Origin of the sequence: Paraburkholderia sp. EG286B, assembly GCF_040965655.1 — a bacterium.
In the GTDB taxonomy this organism is placed as follows: domain Bacteria; phylum Pseudomonadota; class Gammaproteobacteria; order Burkholderiales; family Burkholderiaceae; genus Paraburkholderia.
Genome location: NZ_JBFRCF010000018.1, coordinates 136095 through 159750 on the forward strand (window position 1 = coordinate 136095; position 23656 = coordinate 159750).

General features: G+C 64.4%; 19 protein-coding genes. 1 reads left to right on the plus strand and 18 read right to left on the minus strand.

What is annotated here, in order from left to right; genetic code table 11:
* From AB4Y42_RS31880 to AB4Y42_RS31940, 13 genes are all read right to left on the minus strand, one after another.
* Window positions 1–993, minus strand: a complete 993-nt coding sequence (locus tag AB4Y42_RS31880) for a GlxA family transcriptional regulator (protein WP_368696406.1) — start codon at window positions 991–993, stop codon at window positions 1–3.
* 44 nt (window positions 994–1037) lie between these two features.
* The gene (gene choW / locus AB4Y42_RS31885; protein WP_368686806.1) at window positions 1038–1934 is read right to left on the minus strand and encodes a choline ABC transporter permease subunit; all 897 of its coding nucleotides are present in this window, start codon (window positions 1932–1934) and stop codon (window positions 1038–1040) included.
* A complete protein-coding gene (locus AB4Y42_RS31890) occupies window positions 1927–3099 on the minus strand; it encodes a glycine betaine/L-proline ABC transporter ATP-binding protein (protein WP_368686805.1) in 1173 nt (390 codons plus the stop codon). The genes choW and AB4Y42_RS31890 overlap by 8 nt, the downstream gene beginning before the upstream one ends.
* Before the next feature lie 229 nt (window positions 3100–3328).
* Window positions 3329–4189 carry a glycine betaine ABC transporter substrate-binding protein gene (locus tag AB4Y42_RS31895; protein WP_368686804.1) on the minus strand — a complete coding sequence of 287 codons (861 nt, stop codon included), beginning with the start codon at window positions 4187–4189 and terminating at the stop codon, window positions 3329–3331.
* Window positions 4190–4301: 112 nt separating this feature from the next.
* The gene (locus tag AB4Y42_RS31900) at window positions 4302–5447 is read right to left on the minus strand and encodes a 2Fe-2S iron-sulfur cluster-binding protein (RefSeq protein ID WP_368686803.1); all 1146 of its coding nucleotides are present in this window, start codon (window positions 5445–5447) and stop codon (window positions 4302–4304) included.
* A 35-nt stretch (window positions 5448–5482) separates the two neighbouring features.
* On the minus strand, window positions 5483–6724 hold the full coding sequence (locus AB4Y42_RS31905) for an aromatic ring-hydroxylating dioxygenase subunit alpha (RefSeq protein WP_368696407.1): 1242 nt from the start codon (window positions 6722–6724) through the stop codon (window positions 5483–5485).
* A 49-nt stretch (window positions 6725–6773) separates the two neighbouring features.
* Complete coding sequence (locus tag AB4Y42_RS31910; RefSeq protein WP_368686801.1) at window positions 6774–7586, minus strand: electron transfer flavoprotein subunit beta/FixA family protein; 813 nt, start codon at window positions 7584–7586, stop codon at window positions 6774–6776.
* A complete protein-coding gene (locus AB4Y42_RS31915; RefSeq protein WP_368686800.1) occupies window positions 7583–8752 on the minus strand; it encodes an FAD-binding protein in 1170 nt (389 codons plus the stop codon). Before AB4Y42_RS31915 ends, AB4Y42_RS31910 begins: the two co-directional genes overlap by 4 nt.
* Window positions 8753–8756: 4 nt before the next feature.
* Window positions 8757–10685, minus strand: a complete 1929-nt coding sequence (locus tag AB4Y42_RS31920) for a (Fe-S)-binding protein (protein ID WP_368696408.1) — start codon at window positions 10683–10685, stop codon at window positions 8757–8759.
* A 3-nt stretch (window positions 10686–10688) separates the two neighbouring features.
* A complete protein-coding gene (locus tag AB4Y42_RS31925) occupies window positions 10689–12752 on the minus strand; it encodes an FAD-dependent oxidoreductase (RefSeq protein ID WP_368696409.1) in 2064 nt (687 codons plus the stop codon).
* Between the two features lie 64 nt (window positions 12753–12816).
* Entirely contained in the window at window positions 12817–13350 is a 534-nt protein-coding gene (locus AB4Y42_RS31930) for a DUF5943 domain-containing protein (RefSeq protein WP_368686797.1), read from the minus strand.
* Window positions 13351–13443: 93 nt separating this feature from the next.
* A complete protein-coding gene (locus tag AB4Y42_RS31935) occupies window positions 13444–14415 on the minus strand; it encodes a dipeptidase (protein WP_368696410.1) in 972 nt (323 codons plus the stop codon).
* A 50-nt stretch (window positions 14416–14465) separates the two neighbouring features.
* Entirely contained in the window at window positions 14466–15749 is a 1284-nt protein-coding gene (locus AB4Y42_RS31940; RefSeq protein WP_368686795.1) for a serine hydroxymethyltransferase, read from the minus strand.
* Window positions 15750–16204: 455 nt separating this feature from the next.
* Here AB4Y42_RS31940 and AB4Y42_RS31945 point away from each other — a divergent pair, with 455 nt between their 5' ends.
* Window positions 16205–17236: a GlxA family transcriptional regulator gene (locus AB4Y42_RS31945; RefSeq protein ID WP_368696411.1), complete on the plus strand. Its 1032-nt coding sequence runs from the start codon at window positions 16205–16207 to the stop codon at window positions 17234–17236.
* A gap of 571 nt (window positions 17237–17807) precedes the next feature.
* On the opposite strand, the gene fdhA is transcribed toward AB4Y42_RS31945, so the two are convergent.
* From fdhA to AB4Y42_RS31970, 5 genes are all read right to left on the minus strand, one after another.
* Complete coding sequence (gene fdhA, locus AB4Y42_RS31950) at window positions 17808–19004, minus strand: formaldehyde dehydrogenase, glutathione-independent (RefSeq protein ID WP_069267059.1); 1197 nt, start codon at window positions 19002–19004, stop codon at window positions 17808–17810.
* A 175-nt stretch (window positions 19005–19179) separates the two neighbouring features.
* On the minus strand, window positions 19180–19677 hold the full coding sequence (locus AB4Y42_RS31955; protein ID WP_368686792.1) for a dihydroneopterin aldolase: 498 nt from the start codon (window positions 19675–19677) through the stop codon (window positions 19180–19182).
* Entirely contained in the window at window positions 19674–20309 is a 636-nt protein-coding gene (locus tag AB4Y42_RS31960; RefSeq protein WP_368696412.1) for a sarcosine oxidase subunit gamma, read from the minus strand. The genes AB4Y42_RS31955 and AB4Y42_RS31960 overlap by 4 nt, the downstream gene beginning before the upstream one ends.
* Entirely contained in the window at window positions 20299–23307 is a 3009-nt protein-coding gene (locus AB4Y42_RS31965) for a sarcosine oxidase subunit alpha family protein (RefSeq protein WP_368686790.1), read from the minus strand. The genes AB4Y42_RS31960 and AB4Y42_RS31965 overlap by 11 nt, the downstream gene beginning before the upstream one ends.
* The gene (locus AB4Y42_RS31970; RefSeq protein WP_368686789.1) at window positions 23304–23606 is read right to left on the minus strand and encodes a sarcosine oxidase subunit delta; all 303 of its coding nucleotides are present in this window, start codon (window positions 23604–23606) and stop codon (window positions 23304–23306) included. Before AB4Y42_RS31970 ends, AB4Y42_RS31965 begins: the two co-directional genes overlap by 4 nt.
* Between the last annotated feature and the right edge of the window lie 50 nt (window positions 23607–23656).

Sequence of the window (23656 nt, forward strand, 5' to 3'; positions counted from 1 at the left end):
TCACTCAGCGCCCCGCCGCTCATGACTAGGCGCATGCCCAAACTGCACCCGATACGCCTTACTAAAATGGCAGGGTGAATTAAACCCACAAATAGCGGTCACACGAGAAATCGAAGTATCGGTCGTCCGCAACAGCTCCCGCGCGCGCTTGAGCCGCAACGTCAAGTAATAATGCGTCGGCGAGACATTGAGATAAGCCTTGAACATCCGCTGCAAATGTCGCTGCGAAAGCCGAACGAGCCGCGCGAGTTCCTCCAGCGACAGAGGCTCTTTGATATTAGCCTCCATCAACCGCACGACCTCCACCAGTTCCGCACGCGAAAAACCCACACGCGCATCCACGGGTATAGGCTGCAAATCAGTCGACCCGCGAATCCGCTCGAGAATGAACTGTTCGGACACCTTGGCAGCAAGACTCTGACCAAGTCGCGCGCCAACGAGTTCGAGCATCAGATCGAGCGGCGCGGTGCCGCCCGTGCAAGTGAGCCGGTCGCGATCGACCACGAACAGTTCATCGGCGAAACGCACGCGCGGAAACTCCTCGTGCAGAACCGTGAGATCCTCCCAATGCACGGCGCAGCGATAACCGTCCAGCAACCCGCTCGCCATCAGCGCGTAAGCACCGGTGCAGATGCCGCCGAGCGGCACGCCCCGCTGCGCCACCATGGCGAGCGTCGCCCGCACGCCCTCGCTCATGATCTCGCGTATGCGTATGCCGCCGCACACGATCAGCACGTCGGGCAGGCACGCCGGGTCGAGCGCCTGCGCGGGGCGCACCGTGATGCCGTTGCTTGCGCGGGCCGGTGCGCCGTCGAGCGAGTAGATCGACCAGCGGTAATGCTCCGCGCGCCCCACGTAGTTCGCCATGCGCAGAACCTCGACCGCACTCGAAAACGCGATCATCGAAAAGTTCTGCAACGTCAGGAAACCGAAATTCCGGAGAGACGATGCCGTGCGCGTCTCGGGCTCGGGCACGGCGATGTCGGTCGTCACATTGCGCTCCTCGGGAAACGCGGTTGATCGTGTTATTCCAGCGCTTACGCCTCGACGACTGCGGGACGCACGCGCATCAGTTGCTTGAGTCCCGAGAACAGCGGCGCTTTCACGGCGCCCGGCGCCCGGCCAAAGCTCTCAGTAATGCGGTCGAGGATGATGGCGAGCAGCACGACGGAAAGCCCGCTTTCGAAACCGAGGCCAATATCCAGCCGCTGAATACTCGCGAGCACGTCGTTGCCAAGACCGCCCGCGCCCACCATCGAAGCGATGATGACCATCGAAAGCGCCATCATGATGGTCTGGTTCACGCCCTGCATGATGGACGGCAGCGCGTTGGGAAACTGCACCTTGTACAGCAGCTGCCATGGCGTGCAGCCGAACGCCTGCCCTGCTTCGACGATCTCGCGGTTCACGTGCTTGATGCCGAGGCTCGTGAGGCGAACCGCGGGCGGCATGGCGAAGATCACGGTCGACAGAATGCCCGGCACGCGGCCAAGGCCGAACAGCATCGCGGCGGGAATCAGATAGACGAACGCGGGCATGGTCTGCATCAGGTCGAGGATGGGCCGCACGATCGTATGCACGACTTTGCTCTTCGCCGTCCAGATACCAAGCGGAATACCGATCACGAGGCTGATCACCGTCGACGAGAGCGTGAGGCCGAGCGTCACGACGGTCTGATCCCAGAAGCCGGTTGCGTAGATCAGCAATAGCGAGCAGGTAGCGAAGATCGCGAAGCGCCAGCCCACGCGCCACAGGCCGATTGCGATGAAGAACGCCATGAGCGCCCACATGGGGATGGCCTGCAAGCCGTGCTCCACGAGTGCGGCGAAGCCCTCGATGGCCTTGCCGACGGCGTCGAAGCTGTTGGCGTCGTGGTCGAGCAGATAGTGAACCGACTGATCGACCCACTGGCCGACGGGAATGATCTCAGACATGAGCGGCACCTCGATTACGCGTAATGACCTTCAGGACGGCAGCCTGATCGATGGAACCGCAATAGCGGCCCTCGTCGTCGACCACGGGCAGCGCCGTCGTGTTCGCACACACGCGCGAGACCACCTGCTCCAGCGGCGTGCCAAGCTTGATGCACTCGACTTTCTTCAGCGACGGCTGCGCGGCGCCGATCGCATCGCGCGTGACGCAACCGCTGATGCGGCGCTGGGCGTCCAGCACGAACGCGTAATCGGCGCTGCCGTTGAGCGACGAGGCTACGCTCTTCGCATCGAGCGTGCGGATGAGCGGCACCGCCTCGCGCTGCATGAGGTCGCCGGCGGTGAGATAGCGGCTCGTGTCCACGCCGTCGAAGAACGCGCGCACATAGTCATCGGCAGGATTGCTGATGATTTCCTGCGGTGTGCCGATCTGCACGATGCGTCCGCCTTCCATGATCGCGATACGGCTGCCAATGCGCAGCGCCTCTTCGAGGTCGTGCGAAACGAACATGATCGTGCGGCGCTGCTCTTTTTGCAGTTGTAGCAGCACGTTCTGCATTTCCTTGCGCTTGAGCGGATCGAGCGCGGAGAACGCTTCGTCCATGATCATGAGCGAGGGATTCACCGCGAGCGCGCGAGCGAGCCCCACGCGCTGCTGCATGCCGCCCGACAGCTCGGCGGGCAGCTTCTGCGCAAACGGCGCGAGGCCGACCTGTTCCAGCACGGCCAGCGCGCGCCGCTCGCGCTCCTTGCGGCCCACGCCCGCCACTTCGAGGCCGAACGCGGCATTCGCGAGCACGCTGCGCTGCGGCATGAGCGCGAACGACTGGAACACCATGCTCATGTCGGTGCGGCGCAGCGAGACTAGTTCCGAGCGCCGCACGGCCGCAATATCGCGCCCGTCGATGACGACCTTGCCGGCGGTGGGTTCCACGAGCCGGTTGATGAGCCGGATCAGCGTGGACTTGCCCGAGCCGGAGAGGCCCATCAGCACGAAAATCTCGCCCTCATGCACCTCGAACGACGCATTGTTCACGCCGAGCACATAGCCGGTCTTCGCGAACAGCTCGTCTTTCGTCGCGCCCTTCGCAAGCAGCTCACGGGCAAGCTTCGGGTTGGGCCCGAATACCTTGCATAATCCATCGACCACGATCTTGGGGGATTTCATCGACTCCGTCTCCTCGAACGGCAGGCGCCGGCCCGCACGGTATGTCTACATGGTTGCCAGAAAAATCCCTGCCGGGATGGCGAATTGCGACAGACGCTTACGTAAAGGCGACACGGCGCCGCATCAGAAAATTACATGCTGCATATGCACAATCGCGCCGCGCGCGGCCCGTGATGGGCGCTGATCTGGCGGGGCCGCTGCAGGCCCCCTGCCGTTTTATTGTTTGCGATTACTGCGTGCCCGCCCAGGCATTCACGCGGTCGCCATGCGCGGCGATCCACGTATCGGCGGCGGCGTCGGGCTTCTCGCCGTTCTGGATCGCGAGCATTACGCTATCGATCTCACCCGGCTTCCACTGGAAGTTCTTCAGGAACGTCACGACCTGCGGAGCCTTCTTCTCGAGTTCGGGGTTGGCCACGTTGTCCACGTGCTCGGCCGCGCCGTACACGTTCTTCGGATCGTCGAGGAAGCGCAGCTTGTACTTGGCGAACATCCAGTGCGGCGTCCAGCCCGTGACGATCACGGGTTTCTTCGACCCCACCGAACGCGCCAGCTCGGCCGTCATCGCGCTGCCCGAACTCGGCATCACGCTGTAGCTGAGGTCGTATTGCTTGACGGCCTCGTCGGTCTTGCGCATCACGCCCGCGCCGGCGTCGATGCCGACGATGCGCCCGCCGAACGCCGACTTGTCCGCGTTCAGATCGGCGATGCTCTTCGCGCTCACGTAGTCGGGCACCACGAGGCCGATCTTCGCGCCGGTGAAGTTCGTGCCGAGGTCGACCACCTTGTCCTTGAATTGCGCCCAGTACGCGCCCTGTGTGACGGGCAGCCAGGCGGAAAGCGTCGCGTCGAGGTCGCCGCGCGCCACGCCCTGCCACATGATGCCCGCGGCCACCGGCACGAGCTGCACCGGATAGCCGTAGCGCTTCTCGATGATGCGCGCGGCCACGTTGGACGTCGCGACGCTGTCGTCCCAGCCTTCGACATAACCGATCTTCAAGGTCGGCTTGCCGTCGGCAAACGCCGGGGCGCTCAAGCTCACCATCGCCGATAACACACCGGTCCAAAAGAGTTTTCCAGCCAGCTTCATGGTCGATCTCCTGTGATATGGGCAAGCGCCCCGTGCCTATGCAGATTCGCCCGCCACAATCTGCCGCTAACGTCGATTTACGACGTGTTCTTGTCGTTGCGCGACGCGCGCGCTATTTGTCGACGACGAGGTCGGACAGCGGCTTCGAGCAGCACAGCAGCGCCATGCCCTGATCGATTTCGCGCTGGCGTATGCCGCCGCTATGCTTCATATCCACTTGCCCGGAAACGAGCTTGACCTTGCAGGTTCCGCACATGCCCTGGCTGCACGAGGAAGCGAGGCGCACGCCGGCCTGGCGCGCAGCATCGAGCACGGTCTGTTGTGCACCGCATTGAATCTCGCGGCGGCTCTTCGCGAAGGTGACCGTGAAGCTGGCGGTTTCGACCGACGATTCCGCCGGCGGCTGTTCCACCGGCGCTTCGGCATCCGCCGTAAGCGTTTCGAATGAAAAACTCTCTTCGTGATAGCGTTCGCGCGCAAAGCCCGCTTCGTCGAGCAGATCGCGCACGGCTTTCATGTAAGGCGCAGGCCCGCAGGTGAAGATCTCGCGCTCCATGAAGTCCGGAGCAATCAACTTCAGGAGCGGCAGCGAGAGAAAGCCTGTCACGCCTGACCAATCGGTGCGCGCGCCCACCCTTTCACAGACGAACGACGTGCGGAAATTCGCGCGGCTCGAAGCGATCAGCTCCAGCTCGCGCGCGAAGATGATGTCGTCGGGCGTGCGGGCGCTGTGCACGAAAACGATATCGCGGTCCTCCGCGAGATCGTGATGCGCGCGGCTCATCGACATCAGCGGTGTGACGCCGGACCCTGCGGAAAGGAACAGATACTTCGGCGCGGGGTGACGCGCACAGGTGAATTCGCCGGCCGGCCCGAGCACGCGCAGCGAAACGCCCGGGCGCAGGTTGTCGTGCAGCCAGTTCGACACCTTGCCGCCCGGCACGCGCTTGACCGTAATGGAAATGGTATGAGGCCGTGCGGGCGACGACGAAATCGTATAGCACCGGTTGATGGCCTCGCCGTCGATCTCGAGTTCGAGCGTGAGGAATTGCCCCGGCTCGAACGAGAACGTGCGGCCCTGCGGCGAGCGCAGGAAAAAGCTCTTCACGTCGTGCGTTTCCTGCCATACGTGGCAGCACACGAGGGTTTCCTCGACCTCGCTCGTCCACCGCTCGGGCAGCGCGCCCCAGAACGCCGGGCGCGTGACCCGGCTGTCGCTGGCGTCGAGTGGATTGAATTGGGCCGCGTCTCGCATCATGTCAAACTCCGCTCTCTCTGCTTTACGCGTGTGCGTTATGCGCCAATCTGCGTGGCGAGGCGGCCGATATACCAGGCCGAAAACTTTTCGACGAGCCCTTCCGTGTACGGCGAATACGGACCCGGTTCATACGCGCTGCTCGTCGCGCCGCGCTGCGAATACTCCACGAGCGTGCGGTCCTGGTTGTTGGTCGCGTTCCACACGGCGGTGAGGTTCTCCACGTCGTAATCGATGCCTTCGCGCGCGTCCTTGTGAACGAGCCAGCGCGTGCGCACGAGCGTTTCGCCGGCGGACAGCGGAATCACGGAAAACGACACGATGTGGTCGCTCATGAAGTGATGCCACGAATTCGGCTGCGTCCAGAACGAGAGGCCGCCGAGATCGGCCGTGCGGAATTCGCCGAGCAGCTTCTTCGAGGCGACCTTCGCGTCCAGCGTTTGCGACTCGCCGCAGCGGTCGAGCGGCAGGCGCTGCGTGCGAAAACCCGTGACATCCAGCAGTTTTTCGACTTCGACCGACGGCAGGTCCATCGCTTCCCACTGCTGCGCGCGCTCGTTGCAGGTGCGCTCGAACGCCTCCATGCCTTCCGCGTTGGCGTCCGTGCGCGCGTAGCCAAAGCCGTATTCGTAGAGCGAAATCGTCAGCTCGGGATGATTCGCCACGCAGTGATAGCACTCGCGGTTGTTTTCCATCACGAGCTTCCAGTTGCCCTTCTCGATGATGTCCACCTGCGCGGCGACCTTGCAGCCCGCCAGGTCGTGCGGCAGCAGGTACGGCTCCATCTCGGCGCGCATGAGCGCGAAGTCGGCGGGCGGTTCTTCGGCCAGACACACGAAAATCAGGCCCGCAAGATTTTCCACATGCACGTTCTTGAGACTGTGCTTGCAGCGGTCGAACTGCTCGCCCATGTGCTCGGCGAACATCAGCGCGCCGGTCAGGTTGTAGGTCCAGCTGTGATACGGGCACACGATATTGCCCACCGACCCCTTCTCTTCGTTGCACAGACGCGCGCCGCGGTGGCGGCAAACGTTGTGGAACGCGCGCACCTGCATGTCGTCGTCGCGCACGATCAGGATCGAGTCGCCCGCCAGATCGACGGTCACGTAGTCGCCCGGTTCGGGAATTTCCGCTTCCGTGGCGACCTCGATCCAGTGTTGCCGGAAAATCGTCTCCATATCGAGCGCGAAAATCTCCTCGCTCAGGTAGAAAGGCGCCTCCAGGCTGTAACCCGCTTGGCGGCGCTCGATCAGCGCGCGAATCTCTGCCGTTACTTTCATGTGTGCTCCGGATTTTTCATCCCAGTTCGTTGCCGACAGGCCAGCAAAATCAGTAGTCGATGAGTTGATGCTCCCGCAAATACGCGAGGATCACTTGTGCTTTTTCGACCGAACTCCCTTCAATTACGACGTTGCCGCCCCGGCTTTCCGTCGTGGTCGCAGAAAGCATGCGCGCGTGGCCTGAACGCTTTTCCGCCGCGGCCAGCCGCACGGGTTTACGCTCGATCGGGCCGACCGACCATGCGGAAGCTTCGGTCGATTCGGCGGCGCTGACGCACGTTGCGCTCGCGGGCCGCACCGCGCCTGCGCGCAACCGCGCATAGGCGTAACGGGGCTGGGCATTCGCGAGCGGATGCACGGCGATCACCGCGGGCAGCGCCGTCTGCACGCGACGGCGCAGACCCTTGGGCAGAAACTGGCGCACCACGGCGGTGCGCGTCGTGACGTCGACGTCGGTATCGACTGCGCCGCCCACGATCGGCACGCCCAGCGCAGCCGCCACACGGTACGGCAGCATGCCGCTGTCGTGCGCGCCCTCGGCGCGCGTGCCGGTCAGCACGAGGTCGTAGCCGCGCACGCGCTCGGCGAGCACGCGCGCCGCGTCGCCGGAAGGCGCGCAGGCCAGCACCTCGACTTCGTGCGCGCCCAGCGCGAGGTATTCGGCGAGTGCGGGATCGGCGGCGTCGCCTGCGTGCAGCACGTCGAGGCGCGCGCGATGCCGCTCGGCCAGCGTGCGCGCGAGGTCGAGCGCGAGCGCGTCGTTGCGGCTGTAACGCGGCGCGCCGCTCACGGGGTGGCGCCCTACCGAAACGAGCACCGCAATGCGCTCGATTCCACCTTGAGGATCATGGCGTGCGTTCATGCGGCAACTCCTGCAGAATGCGCTTCGTCACGGTTGGCGCTCGCCCCGCCACGCTTTGCGCGTGCGGCTCGCACCTGCTCGATCAGCGCGGCGATCGTGCCTTGCGCGTCGCCGACCACGGTCAAGTTGGCGCGCTTCGCTATCGGCGCGCTGCCGTCGAGATTCACGGCAATCACATGGCGGCAGTCCTTGATGCCCTGCAAGTGCTGCACGGCGCCCGAAATGCCGAACGCGATATACACGCTCGCCTCGACCGTTTTGCCCGTCGCGCCGACCTGCTTGTCGCGCGTGAAGTGGCCGTTGTCCACCGCCACGCGGCTCGCGCCGATCGCCGCGCCGAATGCGCCAGCGAGGCGCCCGAACGCAGCAATGTCGGTCACGCCGTTGCCCGCCGAGACGATGAAATCGGCTTCTTCGAGCGCGACCTGGGCGGCGTCGATGGCTTCGAGCCCGAGGTCCTCGTATGGCGACGCGAGGTCGGTAGCCGGCCGGATGAAATCGCCCGCGAGGCGTTCGCCCGCGCCGACGAAAGGCAGCTTCGCCTCGACGGCGTTCGGCGCGAGCAGGACCACGTCGGGCAGCGAACGCTCGGCCCACGCGCGCTTCGCCTGTTCATACACGCCCACGTGCTTCGCATCGATCTCGACCACGTGGGTCGCCACGCTCGCACCGGCGGCGGCCGCATAGCGGCGGCCGAGGTCGCCGTCGCCGCTGGCGTTGTCGGGCAGGAATACGTGCTTCGGTGCCAGCGCCGCCGCGCAGGCCTGCAGCGCACGCAACGCGCTTTCTGGCGCGAAGGTGCGGCGCTCGAAACCGGGCAGTTCGATCAGCTTGTCCACGCCGAGTGCCCCGGCATCGTCCTTCAGCTCGCCGAACACGAGCAGCGCGACTTCGGTTTGCGCATCGGCCAGCAGCGCGGCGGCGGCAATCGCCTGGCAAGCGTGATCGTCGAGCGCGCCGCGTTCGGCGTGGGCGACGACGAGCAGGACGTGATCCGCATGACTCACCACGCGGCGTGGCTTCGCTGCGCTTGCGTGCGCATGCTGCGCGAGCCACTGCGCATCGCTTGAGTCTGCGCTGCCGGCTTCGCCCAGCGTGATGCGCCTGAGGCCCGCAGCCGTAATGACGAAGGGGCGGCGCGGATCGATTCGTTTGAGGGTATTCATCGATTCACTCCAGCGAGGCGGCCACGAGTTCGGCCACGTCGAGCACGTCGGGGCGCGGGCCCACTACGCCTTCGAGCATCGCCGTGCACTGCGGGCAGGCCACGGCGACGACTTCGGCGTTGACGGCACGCGCGTCGGCGATGCGGATGTCGGGAATGCGCTGCTTGCCGGGGATATCGGTGAGCGGCGCGCCGCCGCCACCGCCGCAGCAGCGTGCGCGCATGCCGTGGCGCTCCATCTCCACGACCTTGATGCCGATGGTCTTGAGCAGCTTGCGGGGCGCTTCGGTCTCGCCGTTGTAGCGGCCCAGATAGCAGGGATCGTGATAGGTCGTGCGCTTTTCCGCGAGCGCCTGCACGGCCTTGGGCGCGATGCGTCCGGTCGCGGCGAGTTCCGCGAGATAGGTCGTGTGATGCAGCACTTCGTAACGCCCGCCAAGCGCGCGGTACTCGTTGCGCAGGCTATGCATGACGTGCGGATCGGCAGTGACGATGCGCGCGAAGTTAAGCGACGCGAGCGTCGTCATCATTTGCTTCGCCATCTGCTGGAATGTGGCTTCGTCGCCGAGGCGGCGCGCTACGTCGCCCGTATCGGTTTCCCGTGCACCCAGCACCGCGTAGTTCACGCCCGCCTTGTTGAGCACCTTCACGAGCGCGCGCAGCGTGCGCTGATAGCGCATGTCGAACGCGCCCTCGCCCGCCACCACGAGGATGTCCACGCGCTTGCCCGGTTGCGCCACGGGCGCGTTCAGATCGACCGACCAGTCGTAGCGTGCGGCCTTGTCGTAGCCGCCTGCCGTGCCCGTTTCGCGCAGATTGGCAAGCACCTCGGGGCCTTTGCCCGGCACCTCGCCGTGCACCAGCGTCTGGTTGCGGCGCATATCGACGATGGCGTCCACGTGCTCGATCAGCATCGGGCACTCCTGCACGCAGGCGCGGCAGGTGGTGCAGGACCACAGCGTTTGCGCTTCGATCAGGTTTGAGACGATCGGGCCATTCGGCGCACCGGCATGCTGGCCGACCTTGATGCCTGGCGTGGGGCTGCCTGCATAGGCCGCATCGGTGCCGCCCGCCATGCCCACCACGAGATCCTGAATCAGCTTCTTGGGGTTGAGCGGCTGGCCCGAGGCGAACGCGGGGCACGCGGCCTCGCATTTGCCGCACTGCACGCAGGCGTCGAAGCTCAGCAGCTGGTTCCAGCGAAACTCGACGGGTTTCGCCACGCCGTATTCCTGCTGCTCCTCGATGTCGGGGAGTTGCAACGCCGTGGGCGGCGTGGCGGTGCCGTTGCCGGTCCAGCCCTCGCGGGTGGCCGAAAAGCGCTCCTGGCGCGGATGGAACGCGAGGTGCAACAGCCCCGCCACGGCATGCTTCATCGGGCCGCCACGCGCCGCGCCGAAGGTCATCGCGAACGCGCCGACGGCGATCAGCACCGCGCAGAGCACCGCGAAGCCGCCCGACATGGCGCCCGCCGGTACGACCGTGAAGAGCGCCACACCCAGCGCGAACGAACCGAGCAGCCACGGCAGCGTATTCCAGGGCCCGCGCGAGAGGCGCGCCGGCACCGCTTTCGCATGACGGCGGCGCCACACGAACACCACGCCGATCAGCATGGCGAGCGCCGCGAGAAAGATCAGCTTGTCGAGCCACGGCGAATAGATCGCGAACCCGTAGTTGATGAACACGAGCGCGAGCGCCGCGATGGCGCCGCCCGCGGTGGCGACGTGCGTTTTGGCGATGTACGGATCGCGCGCGACCACGTGGTGCAGATCGACGAAATAACGCTTCGGGATACTGAACAGCTTGCCGACGCCGACGGAGCCGGGCGCAGCCGCGCGCCCCACCCGCCAGAACGCGGCACGCTTCGCGACCGCGAACGCGAGCCCCCCCATCGACACCCACAGCAGCGCGGTAATGAGCCAGGTCGGATTCATGGTTCAGAAGTCCTTGGCGAGCCGCAGCGCATCGTAGATCGCGCCGTGAATGTTGTGCAAGGAGATGCAGTCGCCCACGCGGAACAGGAGGAAGCGGCCATTGCCGAGTTCTTCGGCAAGGCACGGCTGCGCTTCGGCCGCGAAGAGCTTGTGCACGTCCACCTGCCCGCGATTGACCGATTCGGGCTTGAGCTTCCAGTACAAGGCGTCGTTGGGCGTGCTGCCGTTTTCGATCACCACCTGATCGACGGCGCGCTCTTCCTGTTCCTCCGTGTACTCGTTGCGCAGCACGGCGATCTTCTTGCCGTCCTCTTCGTACACACGGTCGAGCCAGTAATTCGGCGTGTGGATCACGCCCTGCGCATAGAGGCGGCGATAGAAAATCGGGAACGTGGTGCCGCCCACGTCGTCGGCGACCTTCACGTCGGGCGTCACGATCTCGACCTTCGAGCCGCGGCTCGAAATGAAATCGGCGACGCCTGCGCCCGCATGTGTGCTCACGCCGTCGTAGACGAGCACGTTCTGCTTCGGTTCGACCTTGCCGCTCAGGATGTCCCACGCGCTCACGGCGAGCCCCTCTTCCACGCCCCAGGCTGGAACCTGCTGCGTGAAGCTCGATCCGCCCGTGGCGAGCACGACGATGTCGGGCTTTTCCGCGAGAATGGTCTTCTCGTCGGCCGTCACGCCAAGGCGGCGATCCACGCCAAGGCGTTTCGTCTCCATGTCGAACCAGCGCACGATGCCCGCCATCTGCTCGCGTTGCGGCGCTTTTGCAGCGAGCAGAATCTGGCCGCCCACGGCGTCGTTCTTCTCGAACAGCACGACGTCATGGCCGCGCAGCCGCGCCACGCGCGCGGCCTCCAGGCCCGCCGGTCCCGCGCCGACCACCACGACCTTGCGCTTGGGGCCGCGCGATTTTTCGATCACGTGCGGCATGGTCGCTTCGCGCGACGTCGCCGCGTTCTGCACGCAGAGCACGTCGAGCCCGTTGTACTGGCGGTCGATGCAATAGTTCGCGCCCACGCACTGCTTGATCTCGTCCTCGCGGCCGTCGCGAATCTTGATGACCATGTGCGGGTCGGCGATCTGCGCGCGCGTCATGCCCACGAGATCGACCATGCCGCTCGCGAGCAGACGCTCGGCCTGGCCCGCGTCGCGAATGCTCTGCGCGTGCATGACCGGCAGCTTGACCACCGACTTGATACCTGCCGCGAGATGCACGAACGGCTCCGGCGGCAGCGCCATGGGCGGCATGCAGTTCGCGAGCGTGTTGTGCGTATCCGCGCCGGAGCCGATCACGCCGAGATAATCGATGAGACCCGTCTCCGACATCGCCTGCGCGATTTCCTTGAGTTGCTCGTGATCGAGGCCGTCTTCGTGGAATTCGTCGCCGCTCATGCGCAGGCCGACGCAAAAGTCCTTGCCCACCGCTTCGCGCACGGCCTTGAGCACTTCCACGCCAAACCGCAGACGGTTTTCGAGCGAGCCGCCCCATTCGTCGGTGCGGAAGTTCGTGCGCGGGCTCCAGAACTGGTCGATCAGATGCTGGTGCGCGGCGGAGATTTCGATGCCGTCCATGCCCGCGTCCTTCACGCGCTTTGCAGCCGCCGCAAAGTCGCCGATGATGCGGCGGATCTCCTCCACCTCGATGATCTTCGCGTTGCCACGGTGCACGGGCTCGCGTACGCCCGAAGGCGACATCAAATGCGGCCAATGCTCGCCGTGAAAGGCGGAGCGTCGGCCCATGTGGGTGGCCTGAATCATGATCTTCGCGCCGTGGCGGTGCATGGCCTCGGCCAGCCGCGCGAGCGGATCGATGATCTTGTCGGTGGCGAGATTCACCGACTTCCACCAGCCCTGGGGACTGTCGATCGACACCGGGCTCGAGCCGCCGCATACGGCCAGGCCCACGCCACCCTTGGCCTTTTCTTCGTAGTAGCGGATATAGCGGTCGCCCGGCAAGCCGCCCGGCTCCGCGTAGACCTCGGCGTGGGCCGTGCTGACGATGCGGTTGCGCAGCGTGAGCTGATTGAGCGTCAAGGGTTTGAACAGATTGGGGTAGCGCATCGCAGACGACCTCTGGCGTTCGTGTCTTTCGGTGTGACCTGTACTACGGGGGGCGCGCGGTCGTTCAGGCGGCGATCGGCGAGACTTCGAATACGCAGTGCGCGTGGCCTTCGGCGGCGCATTGCACTTCTTTCGACTGCGAACGCGGCGCGTGCTTGCCGCCTTCTGTGGTGTCGTTCACCCAGTCCATCGCGCCCGCGAACCAGCCCGCGAACATGTAGCAAAGCTTGCCTTCCTTGCCTGGTTGCGCCAGCACGAACGACGAATGACGCAATTCGATCTTCGCGCGCGCGGTTGCCGGGTCGGCCTCGCGTATCGTGAAGAGGCCCCAGCCGCGCTGCGAAAGACGCTTCAGGTAATGCTCGAACACGTCCATGCCGGCAATGCCGTGCTTTTCGGCTTCCTTCGCGCACCAGTGGTACGCCGACTTGTAGCCGGCCTTGTAGAGAATCTCGGCGTACGCGTCACGGCCCAGCGCCTCTTCCACGGCGGTGTGATTGTTGGTGAAGAAGTGACGCGGCACGTACAGCATCGGCAGCGCGTCCGTGGTCCAGACGCCGGTGGCGGGATCGACATCGATCGGCAGTTGCGGTTGCATTTCGTGGGGCTCCAATGACTCAACGAGCGTTTTTAGTTAGGTTTTCTAAGTGGTAACGATGGCCTTTCCATGCTGCATGGTCAGGCCCGGCGATCAGCTGCCCCAGACTTCGCCGAACACGCGCATCCAGTTCTCGCCCATGACCTTCTTGATGCGCGTTTCGCTCCAGCCGGCCTTTTGCATGGCGGCGGTGAGATTCGGAAATTCGCCGATCGTGCGGATGCCTTCCGGGTTCACGACCTTGCCGAAATTCGTGAGACTGCGATAACGGCCCTTGTCGTGCGTGATCCAGTCGAAGAATTCGGTGCTGTAGCCTTGCGTGAAATCCGTGCCGATGCCCACGCGGTCCTCGCCGATCAGATCGACGACGTACTCGATCGCTTCGAGATAGTCCTCGACCGTCGAATCCGGGCCCTTCTTGAGGAACGGCGCGAACATCGTCACGCCCACGAAGCCGTTCGCGTCGGCAATCTCCTTCAGCTGCTCGTCGGTCTTGTTGCGCGGATGCTCCTTGAGACCCGACGGACAGCAGTGCGAATACGTCACCGGCTTCTTCGAGCACGCAATCGCATCCGACGAAGTCTTTCCGCCCACGTGCGAGAGATCGACCAGAATCCCCACGCGATTCATTTCCTGGATCACTTCGCGCCCGTAGCCGGAGAGCCCGCCGTCCGGCTCATAGCAGCCCGTGCCGACCAGGTTCTGTGTGTTGTAGCAAAGCTGCACGACATTCACGCCGAGTTCCTTGAACACCTCGATATAGCCCAGGTTGTCTTCGAACGCATACGAGTTCTGGAAGCCGAAGATGATGCCCGTCTTGTTCTCTTGCTTCGCCCGCAGGATGTCGTCGGTCGTGCGCACGAGCGTGAGGATCTCGCTGTACTCGCGAATCTGCTGCTTCATCTGCGCGATGTTGTCCACCGTCTTCTGGAAGTCCTCCCAGACGGAAACCGTACAGTTGACGGCGGTGACGCCGCCCTTGCGCATGTCTTCGAACACCGAGCGCTCGAACTTCGAAATGTTCAGGCCGTCGATGATGATGCTGTTGTCGTGCAGAGTGCTCATTAGCCGCTCCGAAACTCGCGAATGAAATTGAAAGTCGGTGGTGTGAAGAATCAGGCTTGCGTATAGATCGGGAAGCGCTCGCACAGCGCGAAGATCTCGCGGCGCACGCGCTGCTCGGTGGCGGCGTCGCCTTCGGGATGCACGCCCAGCGCGTCGAACACTTCGAGAATCAGGCGGCCGATCTCGCGGAATTCGTCCACGCCGAAGCCGCGCGTCGTACCGGCCGGCGTGCCGAGGCGAATGCCCGAGGTGACCGTGGGCTTTTCGGCGTCGAACGGAATGCCGTTCTTGTTGCAGGTGATGCCGGCGCGCTCCAGCGCCTGCTCGACCTGATTGCCCTTCAGGCCCTTGGGCCGCAGATCGACGAGCAGCAGATGGTTGTCGGTGCCGCCCGTCACGAGATCGACACCGCCCGCCTTGAGCACTTCGCCCAGCGCCTTCGCATTGGCGAGCACGCTGTCGATATAGGTCTTGAAGCCGGCTTCGAGCGCTTCGCCGAACGCGACCGCCTTGCCCGCGATCACATGCATGAGCGGGCCGCCCTGCAGGCCGGGGAACACGGCCGAGTTGATCTTCTTCGCGATCTCCTCATCGTTGGTCAGCACGAAGCCGCCGCGCGGGCCGCGCAGCGTCTTGTGCGTGGTGGAGGTGACGACGTGCGCGTGCTCGACGGGGTTCTGATGACGCCCTGCCGCGATGATGCCCGCGATATGCGCCATATCCACCATCAGCTTCGCGCCGACCGCGTCGGCGATGGCGCGAAAGCGCGCGAAGTCGAGTGCGCGCGGATATGCGGAAAAGCCCGCGATGATGAGGCTGGGCTTGTGCTGCTGCGCGAGTTCTTCGACCTGGTCGTAATCAATCAGCATGGTTTCGCGGTTCACGCCGTACTGCACGGCGTTGAACCATTTGCCCGAAAGCGCCGGCTTGGCGCCGTGCGTGAGGTGGCCGCCCGCGTCGAGCGACATGCCGAGCACCGTGTCGCCCGGTTTGGCGAGCGCGAGCATGACCGAGCCGTTGGCCTGTGCGCCCGAATGCGGCTGCACGTTGGCGAAGCCGGCGTTGAACAGTTGCTTGATGCGGCTGATGGCAAGCGCTTCCACCTCGTCGGCGAATTCGCAGCCGCCGTAATAGCGCTTGCCCGGATAACCTTCCGCGTACTTGTTGGTCAGCACCGAGCCCTGGGCCTCGAGCACGGCGCGCGACACGATGTTTTCCGACGCGATCATTTCGACCTGCGACTGCTGCCGCTCGAGTTCTTTCAGGATGCTGCTGCGGATTACCGAATCGCGCTGCGCCAGCGTTTGCGAAAAGAAAGGTTGAGTGTTCGACATAGGGCTTCCGTGACGATGAATGAAGGACTTCCTGCAATGCTGGAGGCCCCGTCGCGACTGGCTTCAGAGCGGCTTTGAATCCGCTTGACCGGCTGGGGACCGACGGTTCTATTCTTGTCGTTCGAATTGGCGCTCAACGTCGAAATTCAGACGCGTTCTTTTCCTTTTCCGCCATCCGCGTCCATTTTTCACAAGTGGCTACGTTAGGGCGCCCGCTCACGGTGCGCCGTGCCCCATGTTTCCCAATCCAAATTATTTATCGTGCATCGCAGTGCACCAATCCCGCACTCTCGTCCTATTTCCCGCGTCCGGCTTTTTTGTCCAGATGACTCAGGGTTTTGCCGCATGGCACACTGGACCCGCCAAATTCGAAAATTGCGGTAGCGTAGCCGGCCCCCCGGCCTCACCGGGCCTCCACTGGGCATCAGGCTACCGATCACAAGGAATCGTCCCCCATGCTGCCGGATCGCACAGCGTCGTTAGCGCACTTCGCGTTCATGCCGCTGCCCGACTTCACGATGATCGCGTTCACGAACGCGATCGAAGTTCTTCGTATGGCTAACTACTTGAGCGGACAGCCGCTTTACAGGTGGTCGATCATCAGCCCGGAGGGCGGCCCGGTCGCGTCGAGCAACGGGCTTTCCATCGACACCGGCCCGGCCGAATGTGTGGGGAAGCCCGATATCGTGTTTGTCTGCGGGGGCATCGATGTGCAGCGGGCCACCACGCCCGCCCATCTCGCTGCGCTGCGCCGCTTCGCGCGCATGGGTGTGGCGCTGGGCAGCCTGTGCACGGGGACCTATGCGCTGGCGAAATCCGGGTTGCTGGCTGGGTATGCCTGCGCGATCCATTGGGAAAACATGTCGGCGCTGAAGGAGGAGTTTCCTTCGACGCGTTTTCTCAAGGAGCTCTTCGTCATCGACCGCGACCGCGTGACCTGCACGGGCGGCGTCGCGCCGCTCGACATGATGCTGCACCTCATCACGGCGCGCGTGGGGACTGCGCGCGTGACGCAGATCGCCGAGCAGTTCGTAGTCGAGCATGTGCGCGATACGTCTGCCCAGCAGCGCATGCCGCTCGTCGCGCGGCTCGGGTCCGCGAACAAGTCGCTCTTCGAAGTCATTTCTCTCATGGAGAACAATATCGAGGAGCCGCTTTCGCGTGAAGAGCTCGCGCGGCTTGCGAATATGTCACAGCGGCAGTTGCAGCGGCTCTTTCATGAGCATCTTGGCATGACGCCGACGCATTACTATTTGACGCTGCGGTTGCGGCGGGCGCGTGAACTGCTGCTGCAAACCGATATGTCGATTATGCAGATTACGATGGCCTGCGGGTTTCAGTCGGCTTGTCACTTTAGCAAGAGCTATCGGGATGCTTTTGGGAGTGCGCCTACTGGGGAGCGGCGGAAGCGGATTGCACCGCTTTCTGGTGCTGATTCGCCTGTGGCGGCGGCTGTTGTTGCGCCTGCGCCTGTCGTTCATGTTTGAAACCTGGTTTCGCGGCGGTATGCCAGCGTTGCCCCTGTGCGGGGCGGCACCTACTTTTCTTTGCAGCGGCAAAGAAAAGTAGGCAAAAGAAAGCCGCTCAAACCGCTAATGCCTGCCACAGTTCACATCTCGCCGTAAATGGCGAATGGCTCCGGAGCGTCTGTCGCCTTGCACCACCAAAGTTAGTGACAAAGGGCTCATTCATCCCGCTGCTCGCTTCGCGCGCTGCGGTTGGGTCTGCATGGGAAACCACGAGGCATTTCAAGCTTCGCGAGAATGCACGCGCACCACGGGGTTTTAGCTATGCCCTTCGGCGCGCGCAGCGCCGCCGGAAGGATGAGCGCCTTGTCACTAACCTGGGTGGTGCGAGGTGACAGACGCTCCGGAGCCATTCACCATTTGCGGCGAGATGTGAACCGTGGCAGGCGCTGGCGGTTTGAGCGGCTTTCTTTGCCTACTTTCTTTGCCGCTGCAAAGAAAGTAGGTGCCGCCCCGCACAGGGGCAACGCTTGCATACCGACGCGAAAACAAGAAAACCCACAAAAAAACGGCCAAAAGCCAAAACCAAAAGCTAGGCCGCCAACAACCCATGCGGATCAATCACAAACTTCCGCGGCGCGCCCCCATCAAACTTCTTATACCCCTCAGGCGCTTCATCAAGCGAAATAACCGACACATTAACGATCTTGGCGATCGGCAACCGATCAAACAAAATCGCCTGCATGAGATTGCGGTTGTACTTGAGCACGGGCGTTTGCCCCGTATGGAAAGTATGCGACTTGGCCCAGCCAAGCCCGAACCGGATGCTCAGGCTGCCATGCTGCGCGGCCACATCGCGTGCACCTGGATCGTCGGTCACGTACAGCCCAGGAATGCCGATCATCCCCGCGGGCCGCGTGATTTCCATCAGCGAATTGAGCACCGTGGCCGGCGCCTCTTCCGAGTGACCGGAAGCGCCATGCCCGTGGGCTTCAAAACCCACGCAATCCACAGCGCAATCGATTTCCGGCTTGCCGAGAATCTGCTCGATCTGCTCGCCAAGCGTCGCGTCTTTCGACAGATCGACCACTTCGAAACCCATCGCCTTCGCATGCGCAAGCCGTTCGGCATTGATGTCGCCGACGATCGTGCAGGCCGCCCCGAGCAAACGCGCCGAAGCTGCTGCCGCCATCCCCACCGGACCCGCGCCCGCAATATAAACGGTCGAGCCCGGCTTCACGCCCGCCGTGACTGCGCCGTGATAGCCCGTGGGCAGAATATCGGAGAGGCACGTGAGATCGCGGATCTTCGACATCGCCTGATCGCGGTCCGGAAACTTCAGCAGGTTGAAATCGGCATACGGCACGAGGACGTACTCGGCCTGGCCGCCAATCCAGCCGCCCATGTCGACATAGCCGTAAGCACCGCCCGCGCGCGACGGATTCACGTTCAGGCAAACGCCCGTGTGCTGCTCGCGGCACATCGCACAGCGCCCGCACGCCACATTGAACGGCACGGAAACGAGGTCGCCGATCTTCAGCGTTTCGACGTCGTTGCCCACCTCCACCACTTCGCCGGTGATCTCGTGGCCCAGCACGAGACCGACGGGCGCCGTCGTGCGCCCGCGCACCATATGCTGGTCCGAGCCGCAGATATTCGTGCTGACCACCTTCAGAATGACACCATGGCCGATCGAGCGTCCGCTCGGATCGACCATCTTCGGATACGCGATGTTCTGCACCTCGACCTTGCCCGGCCCTTGATACACGACGCCTCGATTACCGCTCATCTCGCTGTCTCCTGTTCGATGCAGCTCGCAACGCTGCTCACTAGATGGCGTTGCCTCGCGCGGACTCCGCGCAAGCCAACGATGCTTCGAGCGTAGCCTGCCCGCCGCATACGACGATGTGCAAAAAGCGACGCGCCCTTGCTTTGCGCCGACATCGGGCTACGCGTCTCGCCTGCTACGGCCGCCCGCCCCCGTCAGCCCGTATCCATTGCCGATAGTCGGCGCGCGTCCAGTCGAGCCCCACGCCCACGCGCCGCGTGCCCGGCCGGATCTTCGGCTTGTGCACCGCGAGCCTGAGCGTTTCCAGCGCGGGCCATTCGCGAAACGAAAACGCCGCCATGTCCGCCACCAGCGTTTCGAGCAGCCGCGTGTGCGGCTTGTGCCCGAGAAAGTCGGCAAGGCGCGTGCAATAGCCGTCGTAGTCGATCCAGTCCCCTGCTTCACCCGTCGCGTTCTTTTCGTGCGGCATGCAGCGATAGCCGAGCTGCGCGTCGATCACGAGCGGCTGCGGGGAACCGTGCTCGTGCGGATAGATGCCGATGCGCGCCGGCACACTCAACGCTTCCACGAATACACTCCAGCCGCGCCCGCGCGGCTCGTCGTGCGCGCCGAGCGCACCGATTGCACCCAGCGCGCCGAGCGCCGGCTCGAACGCGGCATCGACGATCTTCATGGCGCGACCGACGCCGCGGCGTCGACCATCATGCGGCAGAAATAATCGGCGAAACTGCGGCGCACGACGATTTCGAAGCGGTCGTCGCCCGTGGGAATCAGCACGATCGAAGCCTTGAAATACACGCTCTGCGCGCATTGACCCGGCTTGAAGAGACGCGGATGCAGGTCGAGCGGGCAGCCGCGCGAGAGCACGTCGCGCGCTCGCGTGCCCTCGATCTCGATCACCGTGTTGCCGCTGCCGATGTCCACGGCCGCCGCATAGGCGTCGCCGAGCACGGCGGTCAGCTTCGCTTCGAGCATGCCGGTTTGCACAGGCGCGAGCGAGCGCACGAGCCATTCGTCGGGTCCGAGCCAGAGCACGTCGTAATGCTCGCTGCGCGCGATGGTGTTCGGCGCTGCAGGCGGCTCGCAGCCCACCACGCTGGCGAACGCCGCGACGAACGCCGGGTCGCTCAATTCGCCGCGCACGTTCACGAGGTCGCGGAACGGCAGCTCGCGCATGGCGAACGCTTTCGAGGCGCGTCCCTCCTGCGCCTTGACCAGATCCGCTGCGCCTACGAGCGGCGACTCCAGGCGCACGCCGACGACGCGCTCCGCGACCGGCAGGGGGTCTTTCGTTTCATTCAACATGCTGACGCACTCCTTCCGTGTCGTAGAAAATCGGGCTCGCGATCTGCGCGCTCACGCGCCGGCCATCGGCCATGGGTATCACCACGCGCTCGCCCATCTTGTTCAAGCCGCCCTTCACGACCGCGAGCGCGATGGAGCGCTGCAGGATCGGGCTGTAATAGCTCGACGTCACATGACCGATCATCGGCGTCGTGCCGTCGGACCGCGCTTGCGCATCGGGCGCGATGATCTGGCCGCCTTCGGGCAGCACGTATTGCGCGTCGTCGGTCAGCAGTCCGACGAACTGCTTGCGGTTTTCCTTCGCCGTGTCCGAGCGCTTGAGCGAGCGGCGGCCGAGGAAGTCCTTCGTCTGCGAGACGAGACCGCCCATGCCGAGGTCGAAAGGCGTGACCGAGCCATCGGTGTCCTGGCCCACGATGATGTAGCCCTTCTCGGCGCGCAGCACGTGCATCGTTTCCGTGCCGTACGGCGTGATGTCGAACTCGGCGCCGGCCTCCATCAGAGCTTCCCAGACGGCGCGGCCTGCGTTGGCCGGCACGTTCACTTCATAGGCCAGCTCGCCCGAGAAGCTGATGCGCATGACGCGCGACTTCACGCCCGCGACCGTGCCGTTGCGATACGACATGAACGGGAACGCGGCGTTGTCGAAGTCGATGTCCTTGCACACCTTCTGCAGCACCTTGCGGCTCTTCGGACCGACCACGGCGAACGTCGCCCAGTGGTCGGTGACGGAAGCCAGACGCACCTTCATGTCGGGCCACTCGGTCTGCAGCCAGCGTTCGAGCCACGTGAGCACGCGCGCCGCGCCGCCCGTGGTGGTCGTCATCATGTAGTGCTGCTCGCCGAGGCGTACCGTCACGCCGTCGTCGAACACCATGCCGTTTTCGTCGAGCATCAGGCCATAACGGCACTTGCCCACTTCGAGCTTGAGCCACGGGTTCGTGTAGACCCAGTTGAGCAGTTTCGCGGCGTCGGGCCCCTGGATGTCGATCTTGCCCAGCGTGGAAGCATCGAGAATGCCGACGCTGTTGCGGACCGCGAGACACTCACGCTTCACGGCCGCGTGCAGATTCTCCCCGCTCTTCGGGTAGTACCACGGGCGCTTCCAGTTGCCCACGTCCTCGAACTCCGCGCCATGCTGCACGTGCCACTCGTGAATGCAGGTCTTGCGGATCGGGTCGAGCATGTCGCCCAGTTCGCGCCCCGCGAACGTGCCGAACGTGACGGGCGTGTAGTTCGGGCGGAACGTCGTCGTGCCCGTTTCGGGAATCGTCTTGCCGAGCGCGCTGGCGAGAATCGCCATGCCGTTGATATTGCCGAGCTTGCCCTGGTCGGTGCCGAAGCCCATCGCCGTGTAGCGCTTCACGTGCTCGACCGATTCGAAGCCTTCGCGCGCGGCGAGCAGAATGTCCGCTGCCGAAACGTCGTTCTGGAAGTCGACGAATTGCTTCGGCCCGCGCGCCGCATCCTTGCGGCTGCCCACCAGCCACAGCGCCTGCAGCGGCGTTTCTTCGACCTCGGCGGCCCTGGGCACCGCGGGCCGCTTGAGCGGGAAGCCGAGCGACTTCGCCGCGTCGATGCCGCCGTCCACACCCTGCGTGAGCGCGCGGGCCAGGCCGAATTCGCCCACCGCCGCGCCAACGCTCACTTCCTCCTGCACGCGCTTGCCCGGCATGAAGCACGCCTTCGCGTCGCTCCAGTGCGCCTTGCCGCCCGACTGCGCGAAGAGGTGCAGGACCGGGCTGAAGCCGCCCGACACGGCGACGAGATCGCATGGGAGCGTGGCCTGCTGCGCGCCAGCTTGCCCGTTCGAGTAGCCCACCACGTCGACTGAACTCACACGCTGCTTGCCATGCGCACAGTTGATGGCCGCGTTGTACATCACCTTCACGCCCTGGCGGCGCGCGGCGGCCTGCAACGCGCCGTTGCCCTGGGCGCGCGCATCGACGACCGTGACGGTCGCGCCGCATGCCTTCAGGTCGAGCGCACAACGGTAGCCCGCGTCGTTGTTCGTGAACACGACCGCATTGCGCCCCGGCAGCACGCCATAGCGATGGATATACGTCGATACCGCCGAGGCCAGCATGATGCCCGGCAGATCGTTGTTGCCGAACACGATGGGACGCTCGTGCGCACCCGTCGCGAGAATCACGCGTTTGGCGCGGATTTTCCACAACAGCTCACGCGTACCCTGGCGCGTGGACACCGGCAGATGCTCCGTCAAACGCTGCGTCACGGTCACGAGATTGTGATCCTGATAGCCGAACGCCGTGCTGCGCGACAGGATCTTCACGTCGGGCATCTGCTTGAGTTCGGCTTCGATCTTCTCGACCCACTGGAGCGCAGAACGGCCATCGATATCGGCCTTGCACGACAGCAGGCTGCCGCCCAGTTCGCGTTGGTCGTCCACCAGGATCACGCGTGCGCCGGTTGCGCCCGCCGTATGCGCCGCCGCGAGACCGGCGGGGCCGCCGCCGACCACGAGCACATCGCAATGCGCGAAGCATTTGTCGTAGCGATCGGCGTCGCGCACTTCGGGCGCCTTGCCGAGACCGGCGGCGTCGCGAATCTTTTCCTCGTACTTCGGCCACCATTTGCGCGGCCACATGAAGGTCTTGTAGTAGAAGCCCGCCGGCAGAAAGCGCGAGAACTTCTGGTTGATCGCCATGCGATCGTTCTCGAGGCTAGGCTCGGCGTTCACGCTCGTCGCCACGAGCCCCTGGTACAGTTCGACTTCGGTCGCGCGCGCATTGGGCACCGTATACGCGCCGCGCTCGAGTTGCACGATGGCGTTCGGCTCGGCCACGTCGGCCGTCATGATGCCGCGCGGGCGATGGTACTTGAAGCTGCGCGCGACGAAATGCACGTCGTTGGCGAGCAGCGCCGAGGCGAGCGTGTCGCCCTGGAAGCCCTGATACGTGCGGCCGTTGAACGTGAAGTTCAGCGGAATCGCGCGGTTCACGCGCCCACCGGCGCCGAGGCGGTTCTTCTGGCTCATCGCTGCGTGCTCCCTTGCTTGTCGCCTTGCGCTTCATTTGCCGCGCCGAAGGTCTCGTAACTCTGAATCTCGTAGGTGACAGTGTCGCGCGTCGCCTTGAACCAGCGGCGGCAGCCCTGCGCGTGCAGCCACTGCTCCTTGTGCACGCCGCGCGGGTTGTGACGCATGAAGAGGTAGTCGCCCCACTCCTCGTCGGTGAGCTTGTCGGTCTCGAGCGGACGCGCGATGTCGGCTTCGCCGCCGCATGTGAACTCGACTTCGGCGCGGGGACCGCACCACGGGCATTCAATGATCAACATGTTTGGATCTCCTGTCGACCAGAGTTGGCGCTTCAGCGCCTTACTCTGGT

What these genes read in the sequence shown, in the direction of transcription:
- AB4Y42_RS31925 (WP_368696409.1), bottom strand. Translation starts at nt 12,752, where the DNA reads ATGCGCTACCCCAATCTGTTCAAACCCTTGACGCTCAATCAGCTCACG.
- fdhA (WP_069267059.1), bottom strand. Translation starts at nt 19,004, where the DNA reads ATGAGCGGTAATCGAGGCGTCGTGTATCAAGGGCCGGGCAAGGTCGAG.
- AB4Y42_RS31920 (WP_368696408.1), bottom strand. Translation starts at nt 10,685, where the DNA reads ATGAATCCGACCTGGCTCATTACCGCGCTGCTGTGGGTGTCGATGGGG.
- AB4Y42_RS31965 (WP_368686790.1), bottom strand. Translation starts at nt 23,307, where the DNA reads ATGAGCCAGAAGAACCGCCTCGGCGCCGGTGGGCGCGTGAACCGCGCG.
- choW (WP_368686806.1), bottom strand. Translation starts at nt 1,934, where the DNA reads ATGTCTGAGATCATTCCCGTCGGCCAGTGGGTCGATCAGTCGGTTCAC.
- AB4Y42_RS31935 (WP_368696410.1), bottom strand. Translation starts at nt 14,415, where the DNA reads ATGAGCACTCTGCACGACAACAGCATCATCATCGACGGCCTGAACATT.
- AB4Y42_RS31910 (WP_368686801.1), bottom strand. Translation starts at nt 7,586, where the DNA reads ATGAACGCACGCCATGATCCTCAAGGTGGAATCGAGCGCATTGCGGTG.
- AB4Y42_RS31895 (WP_368686804.1), bottom strand. Translation starts at nt 4,189, where the DNA reads ATGAAGCTGGCTGGAAAACTCTTTTGGACCGGTGTGTTATCGGCGATG.
- AB4Y42_RS31945 (WP_368696411.1), top strand. Translation starts at nt 16,205, where the DNA reads ATGCTGCCGGATCGCACAGCGTCGTTAGCGCACTTCGCGTTCATGCCG.
- AB4Y42_RS31955 (WP_368686792.1), bottom strand. Translation starts at nt 19,677, where the DNA reads ATGAAGATCGTCGATGCCGCGTTCGAGCCGGCGCTCGGCGCGCTGGGT.
- AB4Y42_RS31905 (WP_368696407.1), bottom strand. Translation starts at nt 6,724, where the DNA reads ATGAAAGTAACGGCAGAGATTCGCGCGCTGATCGAGCGCCGCCAAGCG.
- AB4Y42_RS31930 (WP_368686797.1), bottom strand. Translation starts at nt 13,350, where the DNA reads ATGCAACCGCAACTGCCGATCGATGTCGATCCCGCCACCGGCGTCTGG.
- AB4Y42_RS31915 (WP_368686800.1), bottom strand. Translation starts at nt 8,752, where the DNA reads ATGAATACCCTCAAACGAATCGATCCGCGCCGCCCCTTCGTCATTACG.
- AB4Y42_RS31960 (WP_368696412.1), bottom strand. Translation starts at nt 20,309, where the DNA reads ATGTTGAATGAAACGAAAGACCCCCTGCCGGTCGCGGAGCGCGTCGTC.
- AB4Y42_RS31900 (WP_368686803.1), bottom strand. Translation starts at nt 5,447, where the DNA reads ATGATGCGAGACGCGGCCCAATTCAATCCACTCGACGCCAGCGACAGC.
- AB4Y42_RS31940 (WP_368686795.1), bottom strand. Translation starts at nt 15,749, where the DNA reads ATGTCGAACACTCAACCTTTCTTTTCGCAAACGCTGGCGCAGCGCGAT.
- AB4Y42_RS31890 (WP_368686805.1), bottom strand. Translation starts at nt 3,099, where the DNA reads ATGAAATCCCCCAAGATCGTGGTCGATGGATTATGCAAGGTATTCGGG.
- AB4Y42_RS31970 (WP_368686789.1), bottom strand. Translation starts at nt 23,606, where the DNA reads ATGTTGATCATTGAATGCCCGTGGTGCGGTCCCCGCGCCGAAGTCGAG.